Annotated in this window: 21 protein-coding genes and 8 tRNA genes; 27 read left to right on the forward strand and 2 right to left on the reverse strand. The window is 54.8% G+C overall.

The annotated features are described in order from the left end of the window. The first annotated feature begins 210 nt into the window (after nt 1-210). The 13 genes from nagB (at nt 211) to LU196_RS01955 (ending at nt 7203) form a co-directional block, all read left to right on the forward strand. Nucleotides 211-1011, forward strand: a complete 801-nt coding sequence (gene nagB / locus LU196_RS01895; protein WP_232758041.1) for a glucosamine-6-phosphate deaminase — start codon at nt 211-213, stop codon at nt 1009-1011. A gap of 55 nt (nt 1012-1066) precedes the next feature. Beyond that, the gene (gene nagA, locus LU196_RS01900) at nt 1067-2215 is read left to right on the forward strand and encodes an N-acetylglucosamine-6-phosphate deacetylase (RefSeq protein WP_232758042.1); all 1149 of its coding nucleotides are present in this window, start codon (nt 1067-1069) and stop codon (nt 2213-2215) included. 7 nt (nt 2216-2222) lie between these two features. Beyond that, on the forward strand, nt 2223-3443 hold the full coding sequence (locus LU196_RS01905) for an N-acetylglucosamine repressor (RefSeq protein ID WP_232758043.1): 1221 nt from the start codon (nt 2223-2225) through the stop codon (nt 3441-3443). Nucleotides 3444-3482: 39 nt separating this feature from the next. Then, entirely contained in the window at nt 3483-4235 is a 753-nt protein-coding gene (locus LU196_RS01910) for an HAD-IIA family hydrolase (protein WP_232758044.1), read from the forward strand. A gap of 316 nt (nt 4236-4551) precedes the next feature. Further along, the gene (gene asnB, locus LU196_RS01915) at nt 4552-6219 is read left to right on the forward strand and encodes an asparagine synthase B (protein WP_232758045.1); all 1668 of its coding nucleotides are present in this window, start codon (nt 4552-4554) and stop codon (nt 6217-6219) included. A gap of 218 nt (nt 6220-6437) precedes the next feature. Further along, a tRNA-Met gene (locus tag LU196_RS01920) sits at nt 6438-6514 on the forward strand. A gap of 10 nt (nt 6515-6524) precedes the next feature. Beyond that, a tRNA-Leu gene (locus LU196_RS01925) sits at nt 6525-6609 on the forward strand. Nucleotides 6610-6630: 21 nt separating this feature from the next. Then, a tRNA-Gln gene (locus LU196_RS01930) sits at nt 6631-6705 on the forward strand. 34 nt (nt 6706-6739) lie between these two features. Beyond that, a tRNA-Gln gene (locus tag LU196_RS01935) sits at nt 6740-6814 on the forward strand. Nucleotides 6815-6842: 28 nt separating this feature from the next. Next, nucleotides 6843-6919: transfer RNA gene (locus LU196_RS01940), tRNA-Met, on the forward strand. 6 nt (nt 6920-6925) lie between these two features. Continuing rightward, a tRNA-Gln gene (locus tag LU196_RS01945) sits at nt 6926-7000 on the forward strand. 27 nt (nt 7001-7027) lie between these two features. After that, nucleotides 7028-7102, forward strand: a tRNA-Gln gene (locus tag LU196_RS01950). 26 nt (nt 7103-7128) lie between these two features. Then, nucleotides 7129-7203: transfer RNA gene (locus tag LU196_RS01955), tRNA-Gln, on the forward strand. Between the two features lie 113 nt (nt 7204-7316). Here LU196_RS01955 and ubiF read toward each other — a convergent pair. Next, nucleotides 7317-8489: a 3-demethoxyubiquinol 3-hydroxylase gene (gene ubiF, locus LU196_RS01960; RefSeq protein WP_232758046.1), complete on the reverse strand. Its 1173-nt coding sequence runs from the start codon at nt 8487-8489 to the stop codon at nt 7317-7319. 188 nt (nt 8490-8677) lie between these two features. Between ubiF and miaB the strand changes: the two genes are divergently transcribed. The 9 genes from miaB to LU196_RS02005 all read left to right on the forward strand — a co-directional run bounded on the left by miaB (nt 8678) and on the right by LU196_RS02005 (nt 17974). Beyond that, nucleotides 8678-10102 (forward strand): tRNA (N6-isopentenyl adenosine(37)-C2)-methylthiotransferase MiaB, encoded by a 1425-nt coding sequence (miaB, locus tag LU196_RS01965; protein ID WP_232758047.1) that lies wholly within the window; start codon nt 8678-8680, stop codon nt 10100-10102. Between the two features lie 205 nt (nt 10103-10307). After that, complete coding sequence (locus LU196_RS01970) at nt 10308-11378, forward strand: PhoH family protein (RefSeq protein ID WP_232758048.1); 1071 nt, start codon at nt 10308-10310, stop codon at nt 11376-11378. Continuing rightward, a complete protein-coding gene (gene ybeY / locus LU196_RS01975; protein ID WP_232758049.1) occupies nt 11378-11851 on the forward strand; it encodes an rRNA maturation RNase YbeY in 474 nt (157 codons plus the stop codon). Before LU196_RS01970 ends, ybeY begins: the two co-directional genes overlap by 1 nt. Before the next feature lie 82 nt (nt 11852-11933). Then, a complete protein-coding gene (gene corC, locus LU196_RS01980; RefSeq protein ID WP_232758050.1) occupies nt 11934-12815 on the forward strand; it encodes a CNNM family magnesium/cobalt transport protein CorC in 882 nt (293 codons plus the stop codon). A 4-nt stretch (nt 12816-12819) separates the two neighbouring features. Then, the gene (gene lnt, locus LU196_RS01985) at nt 12820-14346 is read left to right on the forward strand and encodes an apolipoprotein N-acyltransferase (RefSeq protein WP_232758051.1); all 1527 of its coding nucleotides are present in this window, start codon (nt 12820-12822) and stop codon (nt 14344-14346) included. A 429-nt stretch (nt 14347-14775) separates the two neighbouring features. Next, on the forward strand, nt 14776-15669 hold the full coding sequence (locus LU196_RS01990; RefSeq protein ID WP_232758052.1) for an amino acid ABC transporter substrate-binding protein: 894 nt from the start codon (nt 14776-14778) through the stop codon (nt 15667-15669). A 161-nt stretch (nt 15670-15830) separates the two neighbouring features. Further along, the gene (locus LU196_RS01995; protein ID WP_232758053.1) at nt 15831-16571 is read left to right on the forward strand and encodes an amino acid ABC transporter permease; all 741 of its coding nucleotides are present in this window, start codon (nt 15831-15833) and stop codon (nt 16569-16571) included. After that, nucleotides 16571-17248 carry a glutamate/aspartate ABC transporter permease GltK gene (gene gltK, locus LU196_RS02000; RefSeq protein ID WP_232758054.1) on the forward strand — a complete coding sequence of 226 codons (678 nt, stop codon included), beginning with the start codon at nt 16571-16573 and terminating at the stop codon, nt 17246-17248. The genes LU196_RS01995 and gltK overlap by 1 nt, the downstream gene beginning before the upstream one ends. Further along, on the forward strand, nt 17249-17974 hold the full coding sequence (locus LU196_RS02005; protein WP_232758055.1) for an amino acid ABC transporter ATP-binding protein: 726 nt from the start codon (nt 17249-17251) through the stop codon (nt 17972-17974). Nucleotides 17975-18014: 40 nt separating this feature from the next. Here the strand turns inward: LU196_RS02005 and LU196_RS02010 are convergent, their stop codons facing one another. After that, nucleotides 18015-18497, reverse strand: coding sequence for a zinc ribbon-containing protein (locus LU196_RS02010; RefSeq protein WP_232758056.1), 483 nt, complete (start codon nt 18495-18497; stop codon nt 18015-18017). A 218-nt stretch (nt 18498-18715) separates the two neighbouring features. Between LU196_RS02010 and leuS the strand changes: the two genes are divergently transcribed. The 5 genes from leuS (at nt 18716) to rsfS (ending at nt 24070) form a co-directional block, all read left to right on the forward strand. Then, on the forward strand, nt 18716-21298 hold the full coding sequence (gene leuS, locus LU196_RS02015) for a leucine--tRNA ligase (RefSeq protein ID WP_232758057.1): 2583 nt from the start codon (nt 18716-18718) through the stop codon (nt 21296-21298). 14 nt (nt 21299-21312) lie between these two features. Further along, nucleotides 21313-21912, forward strand: coding sequence for an LPS assembly lipoprotein LptE (gene lptE / locus LU196_RS02020; protein WP_232758058.1), 600 nt, complete (start codon nt 21313-21315; stop codon nt 21910-21912). After that, on the forward strand, nt 21909-22940 hold the full coding sequence (gene holA / locus LU196_RS02025) for a DNA polymerase III subunit delta (RefSeq protein ID WP_232758059.1): 1032 nt from the start codon (nt 21909-21911) through the stop codon (nt 22938-22940). Before lptE ends, holA begins: the two co-directional genes overlap by 4 nt. Then, on the forward strand, nt 22933-23577 hold the full coding sequence (gene nadD / locus LU196_RS02030) for a nicotinate-nucleotide adenylyltransferase (protein ID WP_232758060.1): 645 nt from the start codon (nt 22933-22935) through the stop codon (nt 23575-23577). Before holA ends, nadD begins: the two co-directional genes overlap by 8 nt. 175 nt (nt 23578-23752) lie before the next feature. Then, entirely contained in the window at nt 23753-24070 is a 318-nt protein-coding gene (rsfS, locus tag LU196_RS02035; RefSeq protein ID WP_232758061.1) for a ribosome silencing factor, read from the forward strand. Nucleotides 24071-24072 lie beyond the last annotated feature (2 nt).

Consider the following 24072-nt stretch of genomic DNA (forward strand, 5'->3'; position numbering starts at 1 on the left):
CGCAAATTAAAACCGCGATAACTGTGACTTTAATCACCACATGCAACCATTAATACCCCGAATTGCTGGCATGTACCACAAACTTATTTTATGATGAAAAATATCAGGTCGTAGGCTTTGTCATTGACGACGGCTCCCGCCATGATGGTTGGGCATTCGTATGAGGTTAGATAAGCGACCGCATTTTCCAACTCTTACCGAGGTGAAGACATGAGACTGATCCCCTTAGCCACACCAACACAGGTGGGGAAATGGGCTGCACGCCACATTGTTAACCGTATCAACGCATTCAAACCTACCGCTGAGCGCCCTTTTGTACTCGGTTTGCCGACCGGCGGCACGCCGCTTGAAGCCTACAAACACTTGATTGAGATGCACAAATCGGGCCAGGTCAGTTTTAAACACGTCGTGACCTTCAATATGGATGAATACGTGGGGTTACCCAAAGAGCATCCAGAAAGCTACTACAGCTTTATGTACCGCAATTTTTTCGATCACGTTGATATACAGCCCGATAATATCAACCTTCTGAATGGCAATGCGCCTGATATTGACGCAGAATGTCGCCGCTATGAAGATAAGATGCGCGCCTACGGCAAAATTCATCTGTTTATGGGCGGCGTGGGTAACGATGGTCATATTGCCTTCAACGAACCTGCATCCTCGCTCTCTTCCCGCACCCGCATCAAAACCCTGACGCATGACACCCGCGTGGCAAACTCACGTTTCTTTGACGGCGATGTCGATCAGGTGCCGAAATATGCCCTGACCGTGGGCGTGGGAACCTTGCTGGATGCAGAAGAGGTGATGATTCTGGTCACTGGCCACGTCAAAGCCCAAGCGCTGCAGGCCGCTGTAGAGGGCAACGTGAACCACATGTGGACCATCAGTTGCCTACAGCTCCATGCGAAAGCGGTCGTGGTCTGTGACGAACCCGCGACGATGGAACTGAAAGTGAAAACCGTGAAATATTTCCGCGAAATGGAAGCGGAAAACATGAAAGGCGTGTGAAATACGCAGTCATTAACCTGCGCCTCAGTCCGCAGGCTTAGCCGGGAGGAACGTGATGTACGCATTAGTGAACGGTCGGATTTTTACCGGCCATGAAATTCTGGATAATCACGCTGTTGTGATTGCCAATGGCTTGATTGAACGCGTCTGTCCACGCGATGCCCTTGACCCAGCCCTGACACAGCAGGATGTGGCGGGTGCGTTCATTGCTCCCGGCTTTATCGATTTACAGCTCAACGGCTGCGGCGGCGTGCAGTTCAACGATGATATCGAGGCGTTGAGCGTGGCCACGCTGGAAACCATGCAGCGCGCCAATGAAAAATCGGGCTGTACCAGCTTTTTACCGACGCTGATCACCAGCACTGACGCCTTGATGATACGCGCCATTGACACCATGCGCGCCTACCTGAATAAGCATCAGCATCAGGCGCTAGGCTTGCATCTTGAAGGACCTTGGCTCAACAAAGCGAAGAAAGGGACGCACGATCCCGCCCTGATTCGCCAACCCGATGCAGCGATGGTGGCATATCTGTGCGCCAATGCCGATGTCATTAGCAAGGTGACGCTGGCCCCTGAACACGCAGGCGCCGATGTGATTCACCAGCTTTGCGCGGCGGGCATTGTGGTCTCTGCGGGACACTCAAACGCGACCTATGAAGAGGCAAAAGCGGGCTTTGCTGCCGGAGTAAGTTTCGCTACCCACCTTTATAATGCCATGCCGACGTTTGCCGGACGCGAGCCGGGCCTGATCGGTGCGCTTTTTGATTCGTCCGATATATACTGCGGCATCATTGCAGACGGTTTGCATGTCCATTACGCTAACGTGCGCAATGCCAAGCGTTTGAAAGGCGACAAGCTGGTGTTGGTGACGGATGCCACGGCACCTGCGGGCGCTGCTATAGACAAATTCATTTTTGCAGGCAAAACAATATACTATCGCGATGGTCTATGCGTTGATGAAAACGGTACGTTAAGCGGTTCAGCGCTGACCATGATTGAAGCAGTGAAAAATAGCGTTGAACATTGCGGTATCGCGCTGGATGAAGCCTTGCGGATGGCAACGCTCTACCCGGCACAGGCCATAGGCGTGGCAAAACAGTTGGGTTCGGTGACAGCCGGAAAAGTGGCCAACCTGATTGTCTTTACCCGCGATTATCAAATCATTAAGACGTTCGTCAACGGAGAGGACGTCCTCAGCGAGTAAGCACTGAATGACCACTGGCGGCCAGACTCAAATAGGAAATGTCGATCTTGTCAAACAACTCAACAGTGCAGCTGTTTATCGGCTAATCGATCAGCAGGGGCCGATATCGCGCATTCAAATTGCCGATATCAGCCAGCTTGCGCCCGCCAGCGTCACCAAAATCACTCGCCAGCTTATTGAGCGCGGCCTCATCAAAGAGGTGGAGCAGCAGGCTTCCACCGGAGGCCGCCGCGCTATTTCAATCATCACGGAGACCCGGCATTTTCACACCATTGGTGTGCGCCTTGGGCGCAACGACGCCACGCTCACATTATTTGATCTGAGCGGGAAATCCCTGGCGCAAGAAGATTATGCCCTGCCGGAGCGCACGCAGGCTACGCTGGAAAATGCGCTGTTCAACGCTATCCATACGTTTATGTCCACGCACCAGCGTAAAATCCATGAGCTGATTGCCCTGTCGGTCATCTTGCCCGGTTTGGTGGATCCTATTAACGGTATTATTCGCTATATGCCGCATATTGAGGTCCATCACTGGCCCTTGGTCGCGGCAATGCAGAAGCGGTTCAATGTCACCAGCTTTGTGGGTCACGACATTCGCAGTCTCGCCCTGGCAGAGCACTACTTCGGTGCAAGCCGCGACTGCGCAGACTCGATTCTGGTGCGCTTGCATCGCGGAACCGGCGCTGGGATTATCGCCAATGGCCATATCTTTCTCGGTAGCAATGGCAACGTTGGCGAAATTGGCCACATTCAAGTTGATCCCCTGGGCGAGCGCTGCCACTGCGGTAACTTTGGCTGTCTGGAGACCATTGCCGCGAACGGCGCGATTGAAAATCGCGTACGTCATCTGCTTGACCAAGGCTATCCCAGCAGTTTGACGCAGGATGACTGTTCCATGTCGCAGATTAGCCGCGCCGCCAACCAGGGCGATGCGCTAGCGTGCGAAGTGGTTGAATACGTTGGGCGCTACCTGGGCAAAGCGATTGCCATCGCCATTAACCTGTTCAATCCGCAGAAAGTGGTGCTGGCAGGTGAGATTACCGAGGCGGAGAGAGTGCTGTTCCCGGCGATTGAAGGGTGCATTAACACACAAGCGCTGGACGCCTTCAGGAAAAACTTACCGGTCGTGCGCTCCGAACTGGACCACCGCTCGGCCATTGGTGCATTTGCCCTCGCGAAACGCGCTATGTTGAATGGCATCTTGTTGCAACATCTTTTGGAAGAGTAACCACCGCCTGCAAACGGGCAGGCCCACCGGAAACTATTTATGACCATCAAAAGCGTAATCTGTGACATCGACGGCGTGCTGATGCACGACAACACCGCTGTAAAAGGCGCAAAAGAGTTTCTGCAGCGCATCCTTGAAAAAGAGATGCCGCTGGTGGTGCTGACCAACTATCCGTCACAGACCGCCCAGGATTTGGCCAACCGCTTTGCCAATGCCGGCATCGACGTGCCCGACTCGGTATTTTACACCTCGGCGATGGCCACGGCCGATTTCCTGCGCCGTCAGGAGGGTAAGAAAGCCTATGTGATTGGCGAAGGTGCGCTGATTCATGAACTCTACAAGGCCGGCTTTACCATTACGGACGTGAATCCAGATTTCGTGATCGTGGGTGAAACTCGCTCATTTAATTGGGACATGATGCACAAAGCCGCATTTTTTGTGGCCAACGGCGCACGCTTTATCGCCACCAATCCCGACACGCACGCCCGCGGCTTCGTGCCCGCCTGCGGCGCACTGTGTGCGGGCATCGAGACCATTTCAGGCCGCAAGCCGTTTTACGTCGGCAAGCCAAGCCCCTATATCATGCGCGCCGCGTTGAATAAGATGCACGCCCACTCAGAGGATACGGTGATTGTGGGCGATAACCTGCGCACCGACATCCTGGCCGGATTCCAGGCGGGCCTGGAAACCATTCTGGTCCTCTCTGGCGTCTCGACGCTGAGTGATGTTGACGCCATGCCTTTCCGCCCCGACTGGACGTTCCCGTCCGTGGCGGACATCGATCTCTTCTAACTCGATTATCATGCCTCACGCCCTGCGCGCCTTGCTGGCCCGCAGGGCGTTTTTTTTGCACCACGATCTGCATCCCGTCGCGGAGTGCGCACAAAATAGCCAATTACGCCACTTCATTAGATACCATCTAATAAAACAATCATTATTTTAAATAAAATTTAAAACTAAAGGCTTTGCAACACCTCTTTTATCAGCAGATCGCTTTTTTGCTTGCATTAACAGTACCAAATAGCGCATTTTCTTATACATCACGCAGCCACTGCGCTGTCGGACTAACAACGAAAACATCACCGTCAGGTGCGCTCAGGAGTCAGATATGTGTTCAATTTTTGGTGTGCTGGATCTGAAAACCGATCCCGTTGAGCTGCGCAAAAAAGCGCTGGAATCTTCTCGTCTGATGCGTCACCGCGGGCCAGATTGGTCGGGCGTGTTCGCTGACGACAAGGCCATTCTGGTGCATGAGCGCTTGTCGATTGTTGACGTCAACAACGGCGCGCAGCCGCTGTATAACGCCGATCACACCCACGTACTGGCCGTCAACGGCGAAATCTACAACCACCAGGCGCTGCGCGCTGAATTAAGCGATCGTTATGCTTTCCAGACCGGTTCTGACTGCGAAGTGATCCTCGCGCTGTATCAGGAAAAAGGCCTCGATTTTCTCGACGACCTGCAAGGCATGTTTGCCTTCATCCTGTGGGATAGCGTGAAGCAACAGTATCTGATTGGTCGTGACCACATTGGTATCATTCCGCTGTATATGGGTAACGACGAACACGGCAACCTTTATGTGGCGTCAGAAATGAAAGCGCTGGTTCCGGTATGTCGTTCCATCAAAGAATTCCCACCGGGAAGCTTCCTCTCCAGCACGGATGGCGAAATTCGTCGCTACTGGCAGCGCGATTGGATGGATTACGCTGCCGTTGAGCACAACAGCACCGACGCGGCTGGCCTCAAGCACGCATTAGAAGAGTCGGTCAAAAGCCACCTGATGTCAGACGTGCCCTACGGCGTTCTGCTCTCAGGCGGCCTTGACTCCTCAATCATTTCAGCGGTGACCAAGCGCTTTGCCGCTAAACGCGTTGAAGATGAAGATAAAAGCGATGCCTGGTGGCCACAGCTGCACTCGTTCGCCGTGGGCTTAGAAGGGTCGCCCGATCTGAAAGCGGCAAAATCCGTGGCCGATCATCTGGGCACGGTACACCATGAGATTCACTTCACCGTACAGGAAGGCCTGGATGCCATTCGCGATGTGATTTACCACATCGAAACGTACGATGTGACCACCATTCGCGCGTCCACGCCGATGTATCTGATGTCGCGTAAGATCAAAGCCATGGGTATTAAGATGGTGTTGTCCGGGGAAGGTGCTGACGAAGTCTTCGGTGGCTATCTCTACTTCCATAAAGCGCCGAACGCGCGGGAGTTTCACGAAGAGAACGTGCGCAAGCTGTTGGCACTGCACATGTTTGACTGCGCGCGCGCCAACAAGGCCATGTCAGCCTGGGGCGTGGAGGCACGCGTGCCATTCCTGGATAAAAAGTTCCTGGACGTCGCCATGCGCATCAACCCGGCCGACAAAATGTGCGGCAGCAATGGAAAAATGGAAAAACACATTTTGCGTGAGTGCTTCTCATCGTATTTGCCAGAGAGCGTGGCATGGCGGCAGAAAGAGCAGTTCTCTGACGGCGTCGGGTACAGCTGGATCGATACGCTGAAAGAGGTGGCGGCCAAACAGATTAGCGACCAGCAGCTGGCGACCGCACACTTCCGCTTCCCCCATAACACGCCGGGCTCAAAAGAAGCGTATCTCTACCGTGAAATTTTTGAAGAGTTGTTCCCGTTACCCAGCGCCGCAGAATGCGTGCCAGGCGGCCCTTCCGTCGCCTGCTCTTCCGCGAAAGCGATTGAATGGGATGAAGCTTTCAAGAACATGGACGACCCGTCTGGCCGTGCAGTAGGCGTGCATCAGTCTGCCTATAAATAAGCTTTGGAATGAAGCTCATAAAGGGGGCCGCGCGGTCCCTTTTATGCTGTTTACGCAACGGCCACACGGTAAAGCTGTAGAATAATTCGCCAGCCTGGTTACAACCCAGACAAACAGACTTTCTCAGGCGAAAAACGCTAAAAAACTTGTTGACGCTACTAAACTCAATACGCATAATGCGCCCCGCAACGCCGATGAAGGTTACGCGAAAAAAAAGAGGCTACGTAGCTCAGCTGGTTAGAGCACATCACTCATAATGATGGGGTCACAGGTTCAAATCCCGTCGTAGCCACCATCTTTTTTTTGCGGGAGTGGCGAAATTGGTAGACGCACCAGATTTAGGTTCTGGCGCCGCAAGGTGTGCGAGTTCAAGTCTCGCCTCCCGCACCATTTCAATCTTCGGCAGCCGGATGGGGTATCGCCAAGCGGTAAGGCACCGGTTTTTGATACCGGCATTCCCTGGTTCGAATCCAGGTACCCCAGCCAATCCGACATGCTCTCGTGGATACGAGTCGATAAATGGGATATCGCCAAGCGGTAAGGCACCGGTTTTTGATACCGGCATTCCCTGGTTCGAATCCAGGTATCCCAGCCATCGTCGGATAAAATAAGCAGTATACTCAGGCTACGTAGCTCAGCTGGTTAGAGCACATCACTCATAATGATGGGGTCACAGGTTCAAATCCCGTCGTAGCCACCAAATTTTTGGGGTGTCGCCAAGCGGTAAGGCTCTGGTTTCTGATACCAGCATTCCGGGGTTCGAATCCCTGCACCCCAGCCATATTTAAGACAATTTGAACAGCATTATTGGGGTGTCGCCAAGCGGTAAGGCTCTGGTTTCTGATACCAGCATTCCGGGGTTCGAATCCCTGCACCCCAGCCAATTTAAGACAATTTGAACAGCATTATTGGGGTGTCGCCAAGCGGTAAGGCTCTGGTTTCTGATACCAGCATTCCGGGGTTCGAATCCCTGCACCCCAGCCAAATTGACAAAAAAGCCCGCTTTTGCGGGCTTTTTTGTTTTCTGTCTCTGTACCTTCTCGTTCATTTCTTCCAGCCCGACGCGCTGTCCGCGCCGGGCTGGCCTGATGACTCAGCTACAACCCCAGCGCGTACTTCAGCACGCGACGCTTCATGGGGGCCGCCTTTTCGGCCGCCGTTAGCGCGAGGTTACGCGCAAAGCGCAGCGGAGGCAGATCGTTGCTGAACGCGTAATAGAACAGATCCATTCCGCCCTGCATCAGCACATTATCCCGGTAACGCTGGCGATGATAGCGCTGGAGCACTGCATCGGACGACCATATCTGCGCCTGGCTGCGCGCCTCCACCAGCGTTGCGATCAGGGCATCAACGTCGCGATAACCAAGATTGACGCCCTGCCCCGCCAGCGGATTAATGGTGTGTGCCGCATCCCCCACCAACGCCAGGCCAGGCAGCACATAACGCGTCGCGTGACGGCGCACCAGCGGAAACGACGCCGCCCGCGTGACCTTAATGCGTCCAATACGCGCGGGGAAGTGCGCCGCGATCTCTTTTTCCAGTTGCGATAACGGGAGATTTTGCAACTGACGGATGCGCGCGGGCGCGTCATACCACACCAGCGAAGCATGATGACCAAACAGCGGCAGAAACGCGCGAGGTCCCTGCGGCGTGAACTGCTGCCAGGTCACATCACCTGCTGCCTGTTCTCTTTCCACGCTAATCAGCATGCAAGATTGGCCATACTGCCAGCCGCGGATACCAATCCCGGCCAGCTGACGAACGCGCGAATTGGCGCCATCGGCGCCCACCACCAAGCGCGTATTCAATGTCGTACCGGTGTCTAACTGCAGCAGCCAGCCCGTGCGGTGTGCGGAGAGCGCCTGCAGCGTCGCCGGACAGAACAGCGTGACCCCCTGCGCCTGCATTTTTTCCCACAGCGCGCGCTGCAGCACGCTGTTCTCGACCATAAAACCTAGTTCGGGTAAGCCAAGTGACGCCGCGTCAAAGGTGACGTGCGCGCTCTCCCACTCCCAGGTCTCCAGTTTGCGATAAGGCGCACAGCGCATAGCCTCCACGCGCGGCCATACATCAAGCTGACGCAGCAGCGCGACGGAAGACGCGCCTATCGCGGAGATGCGCACGTCCGGTGCCTGTGCCGCGCTGAAAACCTCCGGCTCTGCACGTTCAATCACGGCAACGCGAAAATTCTGCTGCGTTAGGCCACACGCCAGGGCCGCGCCGACCATGCCGCCGCCCACGATGACCACATCAAAAGGTGAATCCTGCATTGACTCAAATTCCTCCGCTATGCTGCACGCCTGATGAGCGCGCGAGTGCTAAAGTGTACCGGAAATTTGCCCTACATTCTCAGACACAAATCTGGGCGCGAACTCGCATCCGTGCGCTGGTCACAACAGCATCAAAGCATTACACTATGCCCCCTGCATTTACCTGTTCTGAATTAGTGGCTAGTCCGATGACCAAAAAACTGCATATCAAAACCTGGGGCTGTCAGATGAACGAGTACGATTCATCGAAAATGGCCGATCTGCTTAACAGCACGCACGGTTACACCCTGACCGAAAACGCCGAAGAGGCGGACGTTTTGTTGCTCAATACCTGTTCCATTCGTGAGAAAGCACAGGAAAAAGTTTTTGGCTTGTTAGGGCGTTGGAAAAAACTGAAAGCCAGCAATCCGGACGTGATTATCGGCGTCGGTGGCTGCGTTGCCTCGCAGGAAGGTGAACGGCTGCGCGAGCGCGCAAACTGCGTGGATATCGTGTTTGGACCGCAAACGCTGCACCGTTTGCCTGAGATGATTAATCAGGTGCGTGGCAGCAAGAGCCCGGTGATCGATATCAGTTTTCCGGAGATCGAAAAGTTTGACCGGCTGCCAGAACCGCGTGCGGAAGGCCCTACCGCGTACGTTTCTATCATGGAAGGCTGCAATAAATATTGCACGTTCTGCGTGGTGCCTTACACGCGGGGCGAAGAAGTCAGCCGTCCATGCGATGATATTTTGCTGGAGATAGCCCAGCTTGCTGCGCAGGGCGTGCGTGAAGTCAATCTGCTAGGGCAGAATGTCAACGCCTATCGCGGCGCCACCTTTGATGACGGCATCTGTACTTTCGCAGAATTACTGCGCCTCGTTGCCGCGATTGACGGCATTGACCGCATCCGCTTTACCACCAGCCATCCCATTGAATTTACCGACGACATTATCGATGTCTACCGCGACACGCCTGAGTTAGTGAGCTTCCTGCACCTGCCGGTGCAGAGCGGTTCCGACCGCATTTTGACGCTCATGAAGCGCGCCCATACCGCGTTGGAATATAAAGCCATCATCCGCAAGCTGCTGAAAGCGCGTCCGGATATTCAAATCAGCTCCGATTTTATCATCGGCTTCCCGGGCGAAACGCAGCAGGATTTCGAGCAAACCATGAAGCTGATCGGCGAGGTTAATTTCGACACCAGCTTCAGCTTTATCTACTCTGCGCGTCCTGGCACGCCTGCTGCCGATCTGCCTGACGATGTCTCAGAAGAAGAGAAGAAGCAGCGCCTTTATCTGCTGCAGGAGCGTATTAACCAGCAGGCGATGATGTGGAGTCGCCGCATGTTGGGCACCACGCAGCGCGTATTGGTTGAAGGCATCTCACGCAAAAACGTGATGGAGCTAAGCGGCCGCACCGATAACAATCGCGTAGTGAACTTCGAAGCCCCCGTTGAGCTCATCGGTAAGTTTGTGGATGTGGAAATTGTAGATGTCTATCCTAACTCGCTGCGCGGCAAGCTGGTACGCACCGAGGATGAAATGGATTTACGCCTTAGCCAGACCCCGGCGGCCGTTATTGCCCGTACCCGTCGTGAAAACGCCCTTGGCGTAGGCACCTTCCAACCTTGAGCGTACGCATTAAGATGACAGTGCAGCACGCGCTGTCATCTGTTTCACCGCGCTCCCCTTGCTTTCTCGCTCTCGCGCCCAAATATTTTGTTATCAACTTGCGCCGCGGTATTGCCCCATAAATACTTTCATTACGATGCTTACGCCGTAAGCGGTGCCATCTAATGCCTCTTTCAACTGGCCCTGAGTGACCCAAAGGATTCATTTGAACATCGAAACCCGTGAAATTAGCCTTGAACCTGCAGATAATCGCCGACTGATGAGCCTGTGCGGTCCGTTTGATGACAACATCAAACAGTTAGAGCGCCGTTTGGGAATCGAAATCAATCGTCGCGATAACCACTTTAAACTGGTCGGCCGTACGCTAACCGTCGACGCCGCCGCCGCTATCTTACGCGACCTCTATGTCGACACCGCGCCAGTGCGCGGAAACATCCCCGACATTGAGCCGGATCAGATCCATCTCGCCATTAAAGAGAGCCGTGTACTTGAGCAAACTGCAGAAAGCGTACCGGAGTATGGCAAAGCGGTTAACATCAAAACCAAGCGTGGCGTAATTAAGCCGCGTACGCCGAACCAGGCGCAGTACATTGCCCATATTCTCGATCACGACATCACGTTTGGCATCGGTCCGGCCGGTACGGGTAAAACCTATCTTGCGGTCGCAGCGGCGGTGGACGCCCTTGAACGGCAGGAGATCCGTCGTATTCTTCTGACGCGTCCAGCGGTAGAAGCCGGCGAGAAACTGGGCTTCCTCCCCGGCGATCTCAGTCAGAAAGTGGATCCCTACCTGCGTCCGCTTTACGATGCGCTGTTTGAAATGCTTGGCTTTGAGCGCGTTGAGAAGCTCATGGAGCGTAACGTGATTGAAGTCGCGCCGCTGGCCTATATGCGTGGTCGCACACTCAACGACGCGTTTGTGATTTTGGACGAAAGCCAGAACACCACCATCGAACAGATGAAGATGTTTTTAACTCGCATCGGCTTCAATTCCAAAGCGGTGATCACCGGTGACGTCACGCAGATTGACCTGCCGCGCAGCACGAAATCCGGCTTGCGTCACGCCATTGACGTGCTGGCTGAAGTGGAGGAGATCAGCTTTAACTTTTTCCACAGCGAGGACGTGGTGCGTCACCCCGTGGTTGCACGTATCGTTAACGCCTATGAAGCCTGGGAAGAAGCCGATCAAAAGCGTCGCGATCAGCTGGCGGAAGAACGTAAACGAGACGCCCTGGCGGCTCAACAAGCAGCACATTCAACCCCGCAGGAGCAGTAATGAGCGCGGCAATACTGGATTTACAACTGGCGTGCGCCAATGAAGCAGGCCTGCCTGAAGAGGCGGCCTTTCAGCGCTGGCTTGAAGCCGCGGCTACCCCGTTTCAAGCAGAAAGCGAGGTCACGATTCGCCTGGTGGATGAAGCCGAAAGCCACGAGCTTAATTTAACCTATCGTGGTAAAGACAAGCCCACCAACGTGCTCTCCTTTCCGTTTGAAGCCCCGCCAGGCATCGAACTCCCTCTGCTGGGTGACCTGATTATTTGTCGGCAGGTGGTGGAGCAGGAAGCGGCTGAGCAAGGCAAAGCACTGGAAGCCCACTGGGCACACATGGTGGTGCACGGCACGCTTCACCTGCTGGGCTATGACCATATCGACGATGCCGAAGCCGAAGAGATGGAGGCGCTGGAGACCGAGATAATGCTTGCTCTTGGGTATCCCGATCCGTACATTTCGGAGAAAGAAGACGCCTGAGCCTACGGCTTAGAGCAACGCACTGTCGGCCATTGTGCCGACAGTTCCTTTAACTCAAATGAGTGAACAAAATTAAAACGCCATGAGCGACGACCATTCTCAAAACAGCGACGCACCCAGTAGTAAAAAAGGATTTTTTTCCCTGTTGATTAACCAACTTTTTCATGGCGAGCCGAAAAATCGCGATGAACTGTTGGGCTTGATCCGCGATTCTGAGCAGAAAGAGCTTATCGATCAGGACACGCGCGACATGCTGGAGGGCGTGCTGGACATTGCCGAGCAGCGCGTGCGCGACATCATGATCCCGCGTTCGCAAATGATTACCCTGAAGCGCAATCAGAGCCTTGAAGAGTGCCTTGCGGTGATCATTGAATCCGCTCACTCGCGTTTCCCGGTTATTAGCGAAGATAAAGATCACGTTGAAGGCATCCTGATGGCCAAAGATCTGCTGCCGTTTATGAGCAGCGCATCAGAACCCTTCAGTATTGAAAAAGTGCTGCGTCCTGCGGTGGTGGTCCCCGAAAGCAAGCGCGTTGACCGCATGCTCAAAGAGTTCCGTTCACAGCGTTATCACATGGCTATTGTGATCGATGAGTTTGGCGGCGTGTCCGGTTTAGTGACCATCGAAGATATCCTTGAGCTGATCGTGGGTGAGATCGAAGACGAGTATGACGACGAGGAAGATCGTGATATCCGTCAGCTAAACCGCCACACCTACACCGTGCGCGCGCTCACGCCGATTGAAGATTTCAACGAGGTGTTCGGTACCAGCTTCAGCGATGATGAAGTGGACACCATCGGGGGGTTGGTGATGCAGGGCTTTGGTCACTTACCTGCGCGCGGTGAAAGCATCGACATTGAAGGTTACCACTTCAAAGTGGCGATGGCAGACAGTCGACGTATTATCCAGGTGCACGTAAAAATTCCGGAAGATTCACCGCAACCGCAACTGGACGACGAATAATTCTATGGCATTCGCCTCTCTTTACTCGCAGCAGCGGGTTCGCCTGCTGCTGGCCTTGATTCTGGGTGCGGTCGGCACCCTCTCCTTTTCACCTTATGATGTCTGGCCCGCCGCGATCGTCTCGCTGCTCGGCCTGCAGTTGCTTTTGCTTGATCGACGCACGCCGCAGGCCGCCGCGCTCGGTTTTGCCTGGGGCTTTGGCCTGTTTGGCAGCGGTATCAACTGGGTTTACGTCAGCATTGCTACGTTCGGCGGGATGCCGGGGCCAGTGAACGTGTTTCTGGTGGTGCTGTTGGCCGCCTACCTGTCGCTTTACCCGCTGCTGTTCGCTGCCGTGCTCACTCGACTCTGGCCGCGCGCCACCTTATGGCGCCTCGCGCTGGCGGCCCCCGCGCTCTGGCAGATAAGCGAATTTCTTCGCGGCTGGATCCTCACTGGCTTTCCCTGGCTTCAGTTTGGTTATAGCCAGATTGACGGTCCACTGAAGGGGATTGCACCGCTGGCTGGCGTAGAAACGCTCACGTTCCTGCTGATGATCATCGCCGGTTTGCTGGCGCACGCCTGCTATCATCGCACGGTGAAAAGTGCCCTCGTCGCGCTGGCGCTGCTACTGCTGCCGTGGCCGCTGCGCATGCTGCAATGGTATCAGCCGACGCCTGAGCGCAGCGTGGATATTGCGATGGTTCAGGGCAATATTCCGCAGTCTATGAAATGGGATCCTCAGCAGCTGCTGAATACGCTGCGCGTGTATACCGGATACAGTCAGCCGTTTATCGGCAAAGCGCCCATTATTATCTGGCCTGAATCGGCGATAACCGATCTGGAAAGCAACCAGCAGCCCTTTCTCCGGGCGCTCGACGGCGAACTGCGCGCCCGCGGTAGCGCATTGATTACCGGCATTGTCGACTCCCGCGTAGAAAAGGATAACCGCTACCACGATTACAACTCCGTGATCGTATTGGGCGGCAAACAGCCTTACAGCTACCAAAGCATGAATCGCTACCAGAAAAATCATCTGGTGCCTTTTGGTGAATTTGTTCCGCTGGAGAGCCTGCTGCGTCCACTGGCCCCGTTCTTTGATTTACCGATGTCCTCCTTTAGCCGGGGCGCTTACATCCAGCCGCAGCTAAACGTGGCGGGCTATAACCTTACTACCGCCATTTGCTATGAAATCGTGCTTGGCGAGCAGGTACGCGCGAATTTCCGCAGCAATACCGATTTCCTGCTGACCGTGTCAAACGATGCCTGGTTTGGTCACTCCATTGGGCCTTGGCAGCACTTCCAGATGGCGCGCATGCGCGCGTTGGAACTGGGACGCCCACTGCTTCGCGCCACGAATAATGGCGTGACCGCCGTGGTGAACGCGGACGGGAGCGTGGAAAAGATCATTCCGCAATTCTCGCGCCAGGTGCTGGAGGCAAAAGTTACCCCTACGCAGGGTGAAACACCTTACGCACGACTTGGCCTGTGGCCCGTATGGATTCTTACGCTGCTGGGCTTAGTCATCAGCCTGATACGTCGACGCGCTTGATTCTCTGCCACTGATACGAAAGCGAAGCAGTCATGCTTCGCTTTTTTTTTACGCCTTTCCTTCATTTTAACCTCCTAACCATTTTCATGTCGCGATGACACGCACTGGCACGATCATTGCTAACTATTTCAGGGTTTTTCACGGAGCGGGCGCATTGTCAGTCTTTTGCAATATGCGCGCACTATGATCAGGCAATGACGCGCACCAAAAAGTTGCAACCGCCCTTTTATGCGCTTTATTGGTGCGGAGCGGCTCGCAAAAAAGAAACTTTTTTGTTTCATTGCATTAACAGTTCGCTATGTTATTGATACTCACGCGCCTTCGCGCGCAGGCGGGTCAACACACGCAGCACGCAATACGCAATAAACACAACATCCCTTTGGGCGCAGTTTTATGTTCTGCGCGATATCGATAAACAGGAGTAGGAACATGCAGACACGCAAAGTGGCCTTATCACTTCTGCTGTTGGGCGCCACAGCAGGCGCAGCCCAGGCAGAAGATCTCAATGGCACACTGAAGAAAATCAGTGACAACGGCGTGATCGTCGTGGGCCATCGCGAGTCATCCGTTCCCTTTTCTTACTACGACAATCAGCAAAAAGTCGTGGGTTATTCGCAAGATTATTCCAACGCCATCGTCGCGGCCATCAAGGCGAAGCTGAATAAACCGGATTTGCAGATTAAAATGCTGCCTATTACTTCGCAAAACCGTATTCCTCTGCTGCAGAATGGCACCTATGACTTCGAATGTGGTTCCACCACCAACAACCTTGAGCGTCAAAAACAGGCGGCGTTTTCCGACACCGTGTTTATCATTGGCACCCGCTTGCTGGTGAAAAAAGGCGGCGATATCAAAGATTTCCCAGATTTAAAAGGGAAGACTGTTGTCGTGACCTCCGGCACCACCTCTGAAGTCCTGCTGCACAAGCTGAATGACGAACAGAAAATGGACATGCGCATTATCAGCGCCAAAGATCACGGTGATTCATTCCGTACTTTGGAAACCGGACGCGCCGTGGCCTTTATGATGGATGATGCACTGCTGGCGGGTGAGCGCGCCAAAGCGAAAAAACCAGACAACTGGGAAATCGTGGGTACGCCACAGTCAAAAGAAGCCTACGGCTGCATGCTGCGCAAAGACGACCCACAGTTCAAGCAGCTGATGGATGAAACCATCGCAAAAGCACAGACCTCAGGCGAAGCGGCCAAGTGGTTTGACACCTGGTTCAAACAGCCGATTCCACCGAAGAACCTGAACCTGAACTTTGAGCTTTCACCCGATATGCAGGCGCTGTTCAAAGCCCCTAACGACAAAGCACTCTGAATTAACAACGAAAACAAGGGCAGTGATGCTGCCCTCTCGATTGCTGAATAGGCGGTGCGGACAGACAAACTGCAATAGGTCGTTCCCCTGGCGCAGTTCCCCCAGGCCCGCTCAACAATCTTATGGGTAGCTTCGCTACCCTTTTTTTACCGGAGCTCGTTATGGGTATCGATTGGAACTGGGGCATTTTTTTACAGCAGGCCCCGTTCGGCAATACGACTTACCTTGGCTGGCTGTGGTCCGGATTTCAGGTTACCGTTGCGGTCTCCTGTTGCGCCTGGATTATCGCCTTCCTGGTTGGGTCTTTTTTTGGCATTTTACGTACCGTGCCTAACCGCCTGCTGGCGACTATCGGCACTTGCTATGTGGAACTGTTTCGCAACATCCCGCTGATCGTGCAGTTCTTCTTTTGGTATCTGGTTGCGCCGGAACTGGTCGGGGAAAATCTCGGCATGTGGTTTAAATCGGAACTGGATCCCAACGTGCAGTTCTTCCTCTCATCTACCGTGTGCCTCGGGCTGTTTACCGCCGCGCGCGTGTGTGAGCAAGTTCGGGCCGCCATTCAGTCTCTGCCACGCGGGCAGAAAAACGCCGGTCTGGCGATGGGTCTGACGCTGCCGCAAACCTACCGCTATGTGCTGCTGCCCAACGCGTATCGCGTCATTGTTCCGCCCATGACGTCTGAGATGCTGAACCTGGTAAAAAACTCGGCGATTGCCTCCACGATTGGACTGGTGGACATGGCGGCGCAGGCAGGAAAACTGCTTGATTACTCCGCCCACGCCTATGAATCCTTTACCGCCATCACCCTGGCTTACGTGGGAATCAACCTGGTGATCATGCTTATTATGAGTCTGGTTGAACGCAAAATTCGCCTGCCTGGCAATCTGGGAGGCAAATAATGTACGAGTTTGACTGGAGTTCTATTGCGCCCAGCCTGCCCTATTTACTAAACGGCATGGTGGTTACGCTCAAGATCACCGCCGTGGCGGTGGTATTTGGCATTTTGTGGGGCACATTCCTGGCGGTGATGCGCCTGTCGACATTCGCGCCGATTCGCTGGTTTGCCAAGCTATATGTCAACCTGTTCCGCTCGGTACCGCTGGTAATGGTATTGCTGTGGTTTTATCTGGTCGTGCCTAGTTTCCTACAGCAGGTGCTTGGGCTGTCACCCAAAACGGACATTCGCCTGATTTCGGCGATGGTGGCATTTGCGCTGTTTGAAGCCGCCTACTATTCAGAAATCATTCGTGCGGGTATCCAGAGTATCTCTAAAGGGCAATCCAACGCGGCGCTGGCGCTGGGGATGACGCAGTGGCAATCAATGAAGCTGATCATCCTGCCGCAGGCATTCAGAGCGATGGTTCCGCTGCTGCTGACCCAAGGTATTGTACTCTTCCAGGATACTTCGCTGGTGTACGTGTTAAGCCTGGCTGACTTCTTCCGTACCGCTTCCACCATCGGCGAGCGCGACGGCACCCAGGTAGAAATGATTCTCTTTGCTGGCTTGGTCTATTTTGCGATCAGCCTGAGCGCGTCGCTGTTAGTCAGCTATTTAAAAAGAAAAAGGACCGTATAAATGATTAGCCTGAAAAATGTTTCAAAGTGGTATGGTCACTTTCAGGTATTGACCGATTGCTCCACCGAAGTAAAAAAAGGTGAAGTGGTGGTGGTGTGCGGGCCTTCTGGCTCGGGTAAGTCCACGCTGATCAAAACGGTGAACGGCCTTGAACCTATTCAGCAAGGCAGTATTCAGGTTAACGGCACGGAAGTGAATAACAAGAAAACCAATCTGGCCCAGCTGCGCAGCAAAGTCGGCATGGTGTTCCAACATTTCGAGCTGTTCCCGCACCTGAGCATCATCGATAACCTCGTGCTGGCACAGGTTAAAGTGCTGAAGCGGGATAAGACAGCGGCGCGCGACAAAGGCCTGAAGCTGCTGACACGCGTCGGCTTGGCCGCCCATGCCGAAAAGTTTCCCGGTCAGCTCTCGGGTGGGCAGCAGCAGCGCGTCGCGATTGCGCGCGCCCTCTGCATGGATCCTATCGCGATGTTGTTCGATGAACCCACGTCTGCACTCGATCCGGAAATGATTAACGAAGTGCTGGACGTCATGGTAGAACTGGCTAACGAAGGCATGACCATGATGGTGGTCACGCATGAAATGGGCTTTGCGCGTAAAGTGGCTAACCGCGTCATCTTTATGGACGAAGGAAAAATTGTTGAAGACACGAACAAAGATGACTTCTTCAACAATCCCCAGTCGGAGCGCGCCAAAGATTTTCTGGCGAAAATTCTGCACTAAAACCACGCGGGCGCGGCTGCTGCGCCCGCTTATCTTGCGATCAAGGTTCGAATGGCTGACGCTGAAACTGATCGTGTCCGCATTCCGGGCAGCGAGTCAGGCTTTCTGGCGTATAAATGGCGCGCGTGAAGCCGCACTTTTCACACACCAAATTTCCTAACCCAACCACCTCGCCGCTTTGGTAGACGCCGTGATGGCGCAAATCCTGGAACACCTCACGCCACTCCAGTTGGCTTTTATCCGTGATATCCGCAAGCTCTTTCCAGATGCTCTCGCGAATGACGCGGAAGAATACCGAATCCTCCACACCCGTGCTGGATTCCTGGTAGCTTAACGCAAACTCCTGCAGGTCACGTCTCACTGCGCTCATCACCGCATTGACCTCGGCGGGCGTCAGCGTCTGCTTCGCGATTAACTGCGATTCTGCTTCATCGACCAGCGCGTCAACATCGCGATCACCCTGCTCCAGCCGCTGGGTTAATGTCGCCAACGTCGTGCGGTACTCCTGCGTCACATTATTCATTTTGTTCTCCTTTCTGCGGATAGGCTGCGGTTAAGTTTAGCTGTTTTGTCACAAATACCGCGTTGGCGTCTGGCTAAATCCCAAAAGGGTGAAAGCCGCGGCGCATTCAGCAGAAAAGGTGTCGCCTGCGGCGTGAAAAGTTGTTGAGGGGCAGCCTTATGGGTATGCTATGCGGATCTAAGTATGCTTCGCGATTTCATAAAGGACCACAGGCAGCCATGCAAGAGCAATACCGCCCGGAAGAGATAGAATCCCGCGTCCAGCAGCACTGGGACGAAAACGAAACCTTTAAAGTGACCGAACAGGAAGGCAAAGAGAAATACTACTGCCTTTCCATGTTGCCCTATCCTTCTGGTCGTCTCCACATGGGCCACGTGCGTAACTACACCATTGGTGATGTGATTGCGCGCTATCAGCGCATGCTCGGCAAAAACGTCCTGCAGCCGATTGGCTGGGATGCGTTTGGCCTGCCTGCGGAAGGCGCTGCGGTAAAAAACAACACCGCGCCTGCACCCTGGACCTACGACAATATCGCCTACATGAAAAACCAGCTCAAACTGCTGGGCTTTGGCTATGACTGGAGCCGTGAACTGGCAACCTGTCAGCCGGAATATTACCGCTGGGAGCAGTGGTTCTTCACCAAGCTGTATGAGAAAGGCCTGGTGTACAAAAAGACGTCCGCTGTGAACTGGTGTCCGAACGATCAAACCGTGCTGGCTAATGAACAGGTTATTGATGGCTGCTGCTGGCGCTGCGATACCAAAGTGGAACGCAAAGAGATCCCACAGTGGTTCATTAAAATCACCGCTTACGCGGAAGAGTTACTGAACGATCTGGATAAGCTGGAAGAGTGGCCTGAGCAGGTCAAAACCATGCAGCGTAACTGGATTGGTCGCTCAGAAGGCGTAGAGATCACCTTCGATGTGGTCGATAGCACGGAAAAAGTGACCGTTTATACTACGCGACCCGATACCTTTATGGGTGCGACTTACGTCGCCGTTGCCGCAGGCCATCCGCTGGCGCAGCAGGCCGCAGTATCGAACCCTGCGCTCGCCGATTTCCTCGAAGAGTGCCGCACCACCAAAGTGGCCGAAGCCGATATGGCGACGATGGAAAAGAAAGGCATGGCGACCGGCCTGTCCGTTACCCACCCGCTAACCGGCGAAGCGCTGCCAATTTGGGTCGCTAACTTTGTGCTGATGGAGTACGGCACCGGTGCGGTCATGGCAGTGCCGGGTCACGACCAGCGCGACTGGGAGTTTGCCACCAAATATCACCTGCAGATCAAACCCGTGATCCTCAACCTTGACGGCTCTGAACCCGATCTGAGCGCGGCAGCGATGACCGACAAAGGCGCGCTGTTCAATTCTGGTGAATTTGACGGCCTCGATCATACGGCGGGCTTTAACGCGATCGCCGATGCGCTGAGCGCAAAAGGCGTTGGCGTCCGTAAGGTCAACTATCGCCTGCGCGACTGGGGTGTTTCCCGCCAGCGCTATTGGGGTGCGCCTATCCCGATGGTGACGCTGGAAGACGGCACGGTGATGCCCACGCCAGAAGATCAACTGCCGGTTATCCTGCCAGAAGATGTGGTGATGGACGGTATCACCAGCCCCATTAAAGCCGATCCTGAGTGGGCGAAAACCACCGTCAATGGCCAACCGGCGCTGCGCGAAACCGACACCTTTGACACCTTTATGGAGTCATCCTGGTACTACGCGCGCTATACCTGCACCAACTATCAGGATGGGATGCTCGATCCTGCTGCCGCGAACTACTGGCTGCCGGTGGATCAGTACGTAGGCGGCATTGAACACGCGATCATGCACCTGATGTACTTCCGCTTCTATCACAAGCTGCTGCGTGATGCCGGTCTGGTAAATTCAGACGAGCCGGCCAAACGCCTGCTGTGTCAGGGCATGGTGCTGGCGGATGCGTTCTACTACGTCGGCGTCAACGGCGAACGTAACTGGGTTTCGCCAGTTGATGTCACCGTTGAGCGCGATGAGAAAGGTCGCATTATCAAAGCCGTGGATACGCAAGGCCGCGACGTGATTTATGCGGGCATGAGTAAAATGTCCAAATCCAAAAATAACGGCATCGATCCACAGTTGATGGTTGAACGCTACGGCGCGGATACCGTGCGTCTGTTTATGATGTTCGCCTCACCTGCAGACATGACGCTGGAGTGGCAGGAGTCCGGCGTGGAAGGCGCAAACCGCTTCCTGAAGCGCGTGTGGAAACTGGCTTACGATCACGTTGCGAAAGGGCCTACGGTGGCACTGGATGTCAGCAGCCTGAACGATGATCAGAAATCGCTGCGTCGCGATCTGCATAAAACCATTGCGAAAGTGGCCGATGATATTGGCCGTCGTCAGACCTTCAATACCGCCATTGCGGCGATTATGGAGTTAATGAACAAACTGATTCGCGCGCCGCAGGAAAGTGACCAGGATCGGGCACTGATGCAGGAAGCCTTGGTTGCCGTTACGCGCCTGCTCTATCCTTTCACCCCACATGCCAGCTATGTGCTGTGGCAGGAGCTGGGCGGTGAAGGTAACATTGACGAAGCCAGCTGGCCGGTTGCGGATGACGCAGCCATGGTCGAGGATTCTCTGCTGGTGGTGGTTCAGGTCAACGGCAAAGTGCGCGGTAAAATCACCGTCGCGCCCGATGCCACGCAGGAGCAAGTGCAAGCGCGTGCCGCACAGGAGCATCTGGTGGCGAAATATCTGGATGGCGTCACCGTGCGTAAAGTGATTTATGTCCCCGGCAAACTGCTTAACCTGGTCGTGGGTTGAGTTCAGGAGGAACTGTGCGACAACTGATTATCAGACTGTTTGTCCTTGCTGCGGTGATGATCACCGCAGGCTGTGGCTTTCATCCCCGCGGCACCACGGCGGTGCCTGCAGAAATGAAAACGTTAATCGTTCAAACGGGCGATCCGTACGGCCCGGTGGCGCGCGCCGTCCGTCAACAGCTGCGCATTAACGGTATCAACTTAGTGGATAACACTAAAAAAGCCAGCGCGCAGTATCCCACGCTACGCCTGGGTCAGGAATTATCCGGTCGTGATACCGCCTCGGTGTTCATCAGCGGCACCACGGCGGAGTACTCGTTGGTAACGACCTTGACCGCGCAGGTGCTTCTGCCGGGCAAAGGTATCTATCCGATTAGTACGACGGTGTACCGTTCGTTCTTTGATAACCCGAATGCTGCCCTCGCGAAGGATGCCGAGCAGGATATGATTATCCAGGAAATGCGTCAGCGCGCCGCGGAGCAATTGGTGCGCAAGCTGCTGACCGTTCACGCGGCGCAAGAGGCCAACAAGACCACATTGCCGCCTGCGGAAACCATTTTGCCTGGCCAGTCTTCACCTGAAGCGCCATCGTCATCCGCTACCAGTCTGCAATGATTAGGATTTACCCTGAGCAACTCAGCGCGCAGCTTCGAGAGGGGCTGCGCGCCTGCTACTTCCTCACTGGCAATGAACCCCTGCTTATTCAGGAGAGTGCGGATACGCTGCGTACTGCGGCGGCGACGCAAGGCTTTGAAGAGCACTTTAGCGTTAATCTGGATGCCCAAACCGACTGGGATGCCCTCTTTGCGCGCTGTCAGGCGCTCAGCCTTTTTACGCAACGCCAAACCTTAACGCTGCAGCTGCCCGAGAGCGGGCCAAATGCGGCGATGGCGGAGCGGCTTACCCAGCTTGCTGGCCTGCTGCACAGCGATATTTTGCTGGTGCTGCGTATGCAAAAGCTGACGAAAGCCCAAGAAAACAGCGCCTGGTTCAAGGCGCTGAGTGCACAGGCCGTTCTCGTCCCCTGCCAAACCCCGGAGCAGGCACAGTTGCCACGCTGGGTGCAAAACCGTGCAAAAGCGCTGCAGTTGACAATCGATGAGGCCGCCGTGCAGCTTCTCTGCTACTGCTATGAAGGCAATTTGCTGGCACTGGCGCAAGCGCTGGAGCGGCTATCGCTGCTGTGGCCTGATGGCAAACTGACGCTGCCGCGGGTTGAAGAGGCCGTGAATGACGCCGCTCATTTTACCCCTTTCCACTGGGTAGATGCGCTACTGGCGGGTAAGAGTAAACGCGCGCTGCACATTCTTTCCCAGCTGGAAAAAGAGGATGCGGAAGTGGTTATTCTGGTGCGCTCCCTGCAGCGCGATCTGCTGACGCTGCTGCAACTCCAGCGTCAGCAGGGTCAGCAGCCGCTGCGCACGCTGATGGATCAACAGCGCATCTGGCAAAACCGACGCGCTCTGTTTACCGAGGCGCTGCAGCGTCTGGATGCGCAACGTTTAGCGCGCGCGGTGCACCTGTTGGCGGAACTTGAGCTGACCCTGAAGCAAGATTACGGCCAGCATCTCTGGCCGCAGTTACAAACGCTGTCACTGCTGCTGTGTCACCGCAACTTTCCCCTGGAGTTTGCTGATGCCTGAGTTATACGCCCTGTTCGGTGGCACCTTTGATCCCATTCATTATGGTCACCTGCGACCGGTGGAAGCACTTGCACAGCAGATAGGGCTTACCGAGGTCACGCTGCTGCCTAACAATGTGCCGCCGCATCGGCCTCAGCCGCAGGCCAGCGCCGCGCAGCGCGTCGCTATGTTGCGCTGCGCTATCCACGATCGTCCGCTGTTTAACATTGATACCCGTGAGCTGGAGCGAGAAACGCCCTCATGGACCGTTAACACGCTTGAAACGCTGCGCGCCGAACGCGGTGCAAAGCAGCCTTTGGGGTTTATCATTGGTCAAGACTCTTTGCTCACGTTAGCGAAATGGCATCGCTGGCAGGATTTACTGTCGCTGTGTCATCTGCTGGTGTGTAAAAGGCCAGGCTATCCTGCCCAAATGGCCTCATCCGAGATGCAGCAATGGCTTGAAGACCACCTCGCTCATGACATTCAACAGCTGCATGCTGCGCCAGCAGGGAGGATTTGGCTGGCCGATACGCCGCTTTTTGACATATCAGCCACCGACATTCGCGCGCGCCGTCACCACGGCCAGTCCTGCGCGGATCTGCTGCCAGCGCGCGTCATGGCTTACATTGAACGCGCCGGGCTCTATTGCGATTAACGCACCTTAGCGCCCATTAAAAAGCTTAACGTTGCGCCCGCGCCTTGGCGCGGTGAAGTCGAGCCGGAATATATCGCCGCCTGTTTGAGCGTGCTATACTGCGCCGCTTGATTTTAGGCTATGTATTCCGGGCACTCGGCCAGCCCGTCATCACCTGTTTTATGAGGGGAACCTTTTGCAAGGTAAAGCACTCCAAGAGTTCGTTATTGATAAGATTGATGATCTCAAAGGCCAGGACATCGTCGCCCTGGACGTTCAGGGTAAATCCAGCATTACTGATTGCATGATTATTTGCACCGGCACGTCTACGCGCCATGTGTCATCTATCGCCGATCACGTTATGCAAGAGTCCCGCGCCGCCGGCTTAGTGCCATTAGGCGTTGAAGGCAAGGCCGCCGCTGACTGGGTTGTCGTGGATCTCGGTGAAGTCATCGTGCACGTTATGCAGGAAGAGAGCCGCCAGCTGTACGAGCTGGAAAAGCTCTGGAGCTGAGC

It is taken from the genome of Pantoea sp. Mb-10 (genome assembly GCF_021272205.1).
Lineage (GTDB): Bacteria > Pseudomonadota > Gammaproteobacteria > Enterobacterales > Enterobacteriaceae > Pantoea.

Excerpts from the sequence above, each read along its gene's own strand:
- nagB (WP_232758041.1), top strand. The coding sequence starts at position 211 with ATGAGACTGATCCCCTTAGCCACACCAACACAGGTGGGGAAATGGGCT.
- nagA (WP_232758042.1), top strand. The coding sequence starts at position 1,067 with ATGTACGCATTAGTGAACGGTCGGATTTTTACCGGCCATGAAATTCTG.
- LU196_RS01905 (WP_232758043.1), top strand. The coding sequence starts at position 2,223 with ATGACCACTGGCGGCCAGACTCAAATAGGAAATGTCGATCTTGTCAAA.
- LU196_RS01910 (WP_232758044.1), top strand. The coding sequence starts at position 3,483 with ATGACCATCAAAAGCGTAATCTGTGACATCGACGGCGTGCTGATGCAC.
- asnB (WP_232758045.1), top strand. The coding sequence starts at position 4,552 with ATGTGTTCAATTTTTGGTGTGCTGGATCTGAAAACCGATCCCGTTGAG.
- ubiF (WP_232758046.1), bottom strand. The coding sequence starts at position 8,489 with ATGCAGGATTCACCTTTTGATGTGGTCATCGTGGGCGGCGGCATGGTC.
- miaB (WP_232758047.1), top strand. The coding sequence starts at position 8,678 with ATGACCAAAAAACTGCATATCAAAACCTGGGGCTGTCAGATGAACGAG.
- ybeY (WP_232758049.1), top strand. The coding sequence starts at position 11,378 with ATGAGCGCGGCAATACTGGATTTACAACTGGCGTGCGCCAATGAAGCA.
- corC (WP_232758050.1), top strand. The coding sequence starts at position 11,934 with ATGAGCGACGACCATTCTCAAAACAGCGACGCACCCAGTAGTAAAAAA.
- lnt (WP_232758051.1), top strand. The coding sequence starts at position 12,820 with ATGGCATTCGCCTCTCTTTACTCGCAGCAGCGGGTTCGCCTGCTGCTG.
- LU196_RS01990 (WP_232758052.1), top strand. The coding sequence starts at position 14,776 with ATGCAGACACGCAAAGTGGCCTTATCACTTCTGCTGTTGGGCGCCACA.
- LU196_RS01995 (WP_232758053.1), top strand. The coding sequence starts at position 15,831 with ATGGGTATCGATTGGAACTGGGGCATTTTTTTACAGCAGGCCCCGTTC.
- gltK (WP_232758054.1), top strand. The coding sequence starts at position 16,571 with ATGTACGAGTTTGACTGGAGTTCTATTGCGCCCAGCCTGCCCTATTTA.
- LU196_RS02005 (WP_232758055.1), top strand. The coding sequence starts at position 17,249 with ATGATTAGCCTGAAAAATGTTTCAAAGTGGTATGGTCACTTTCAGGTA.
- LU196_RS02010 (WP_232758056.1), bottom strand. The coding sequence starts at position 18,497 with ATGAATAATGTGACGCAGGAGTACCGCACGACGTTGGCGACATTAACC.
- leuS (WP_232758057.1), top strand. The coding sequence starts at position 18,716 with ATGCAAGAGCAATACCGCCCGGAAGAGATAGAATCCCGCGTCCAGCAG.
- holA (WP_232758059.1), top strand. The coding sequence starts at position 21,909 with ATGATTAGGATTTACCCTGAGCAACTCAGCGCGCAGCTTCGAGAGGGG.
- nadD (WP_232758060.1), top strand. The coding sequence starts at position 22,933 with ATGCCTGAGTTATACGCCCTGTTCGGTGGCACCTTTGATCCCATTCAT.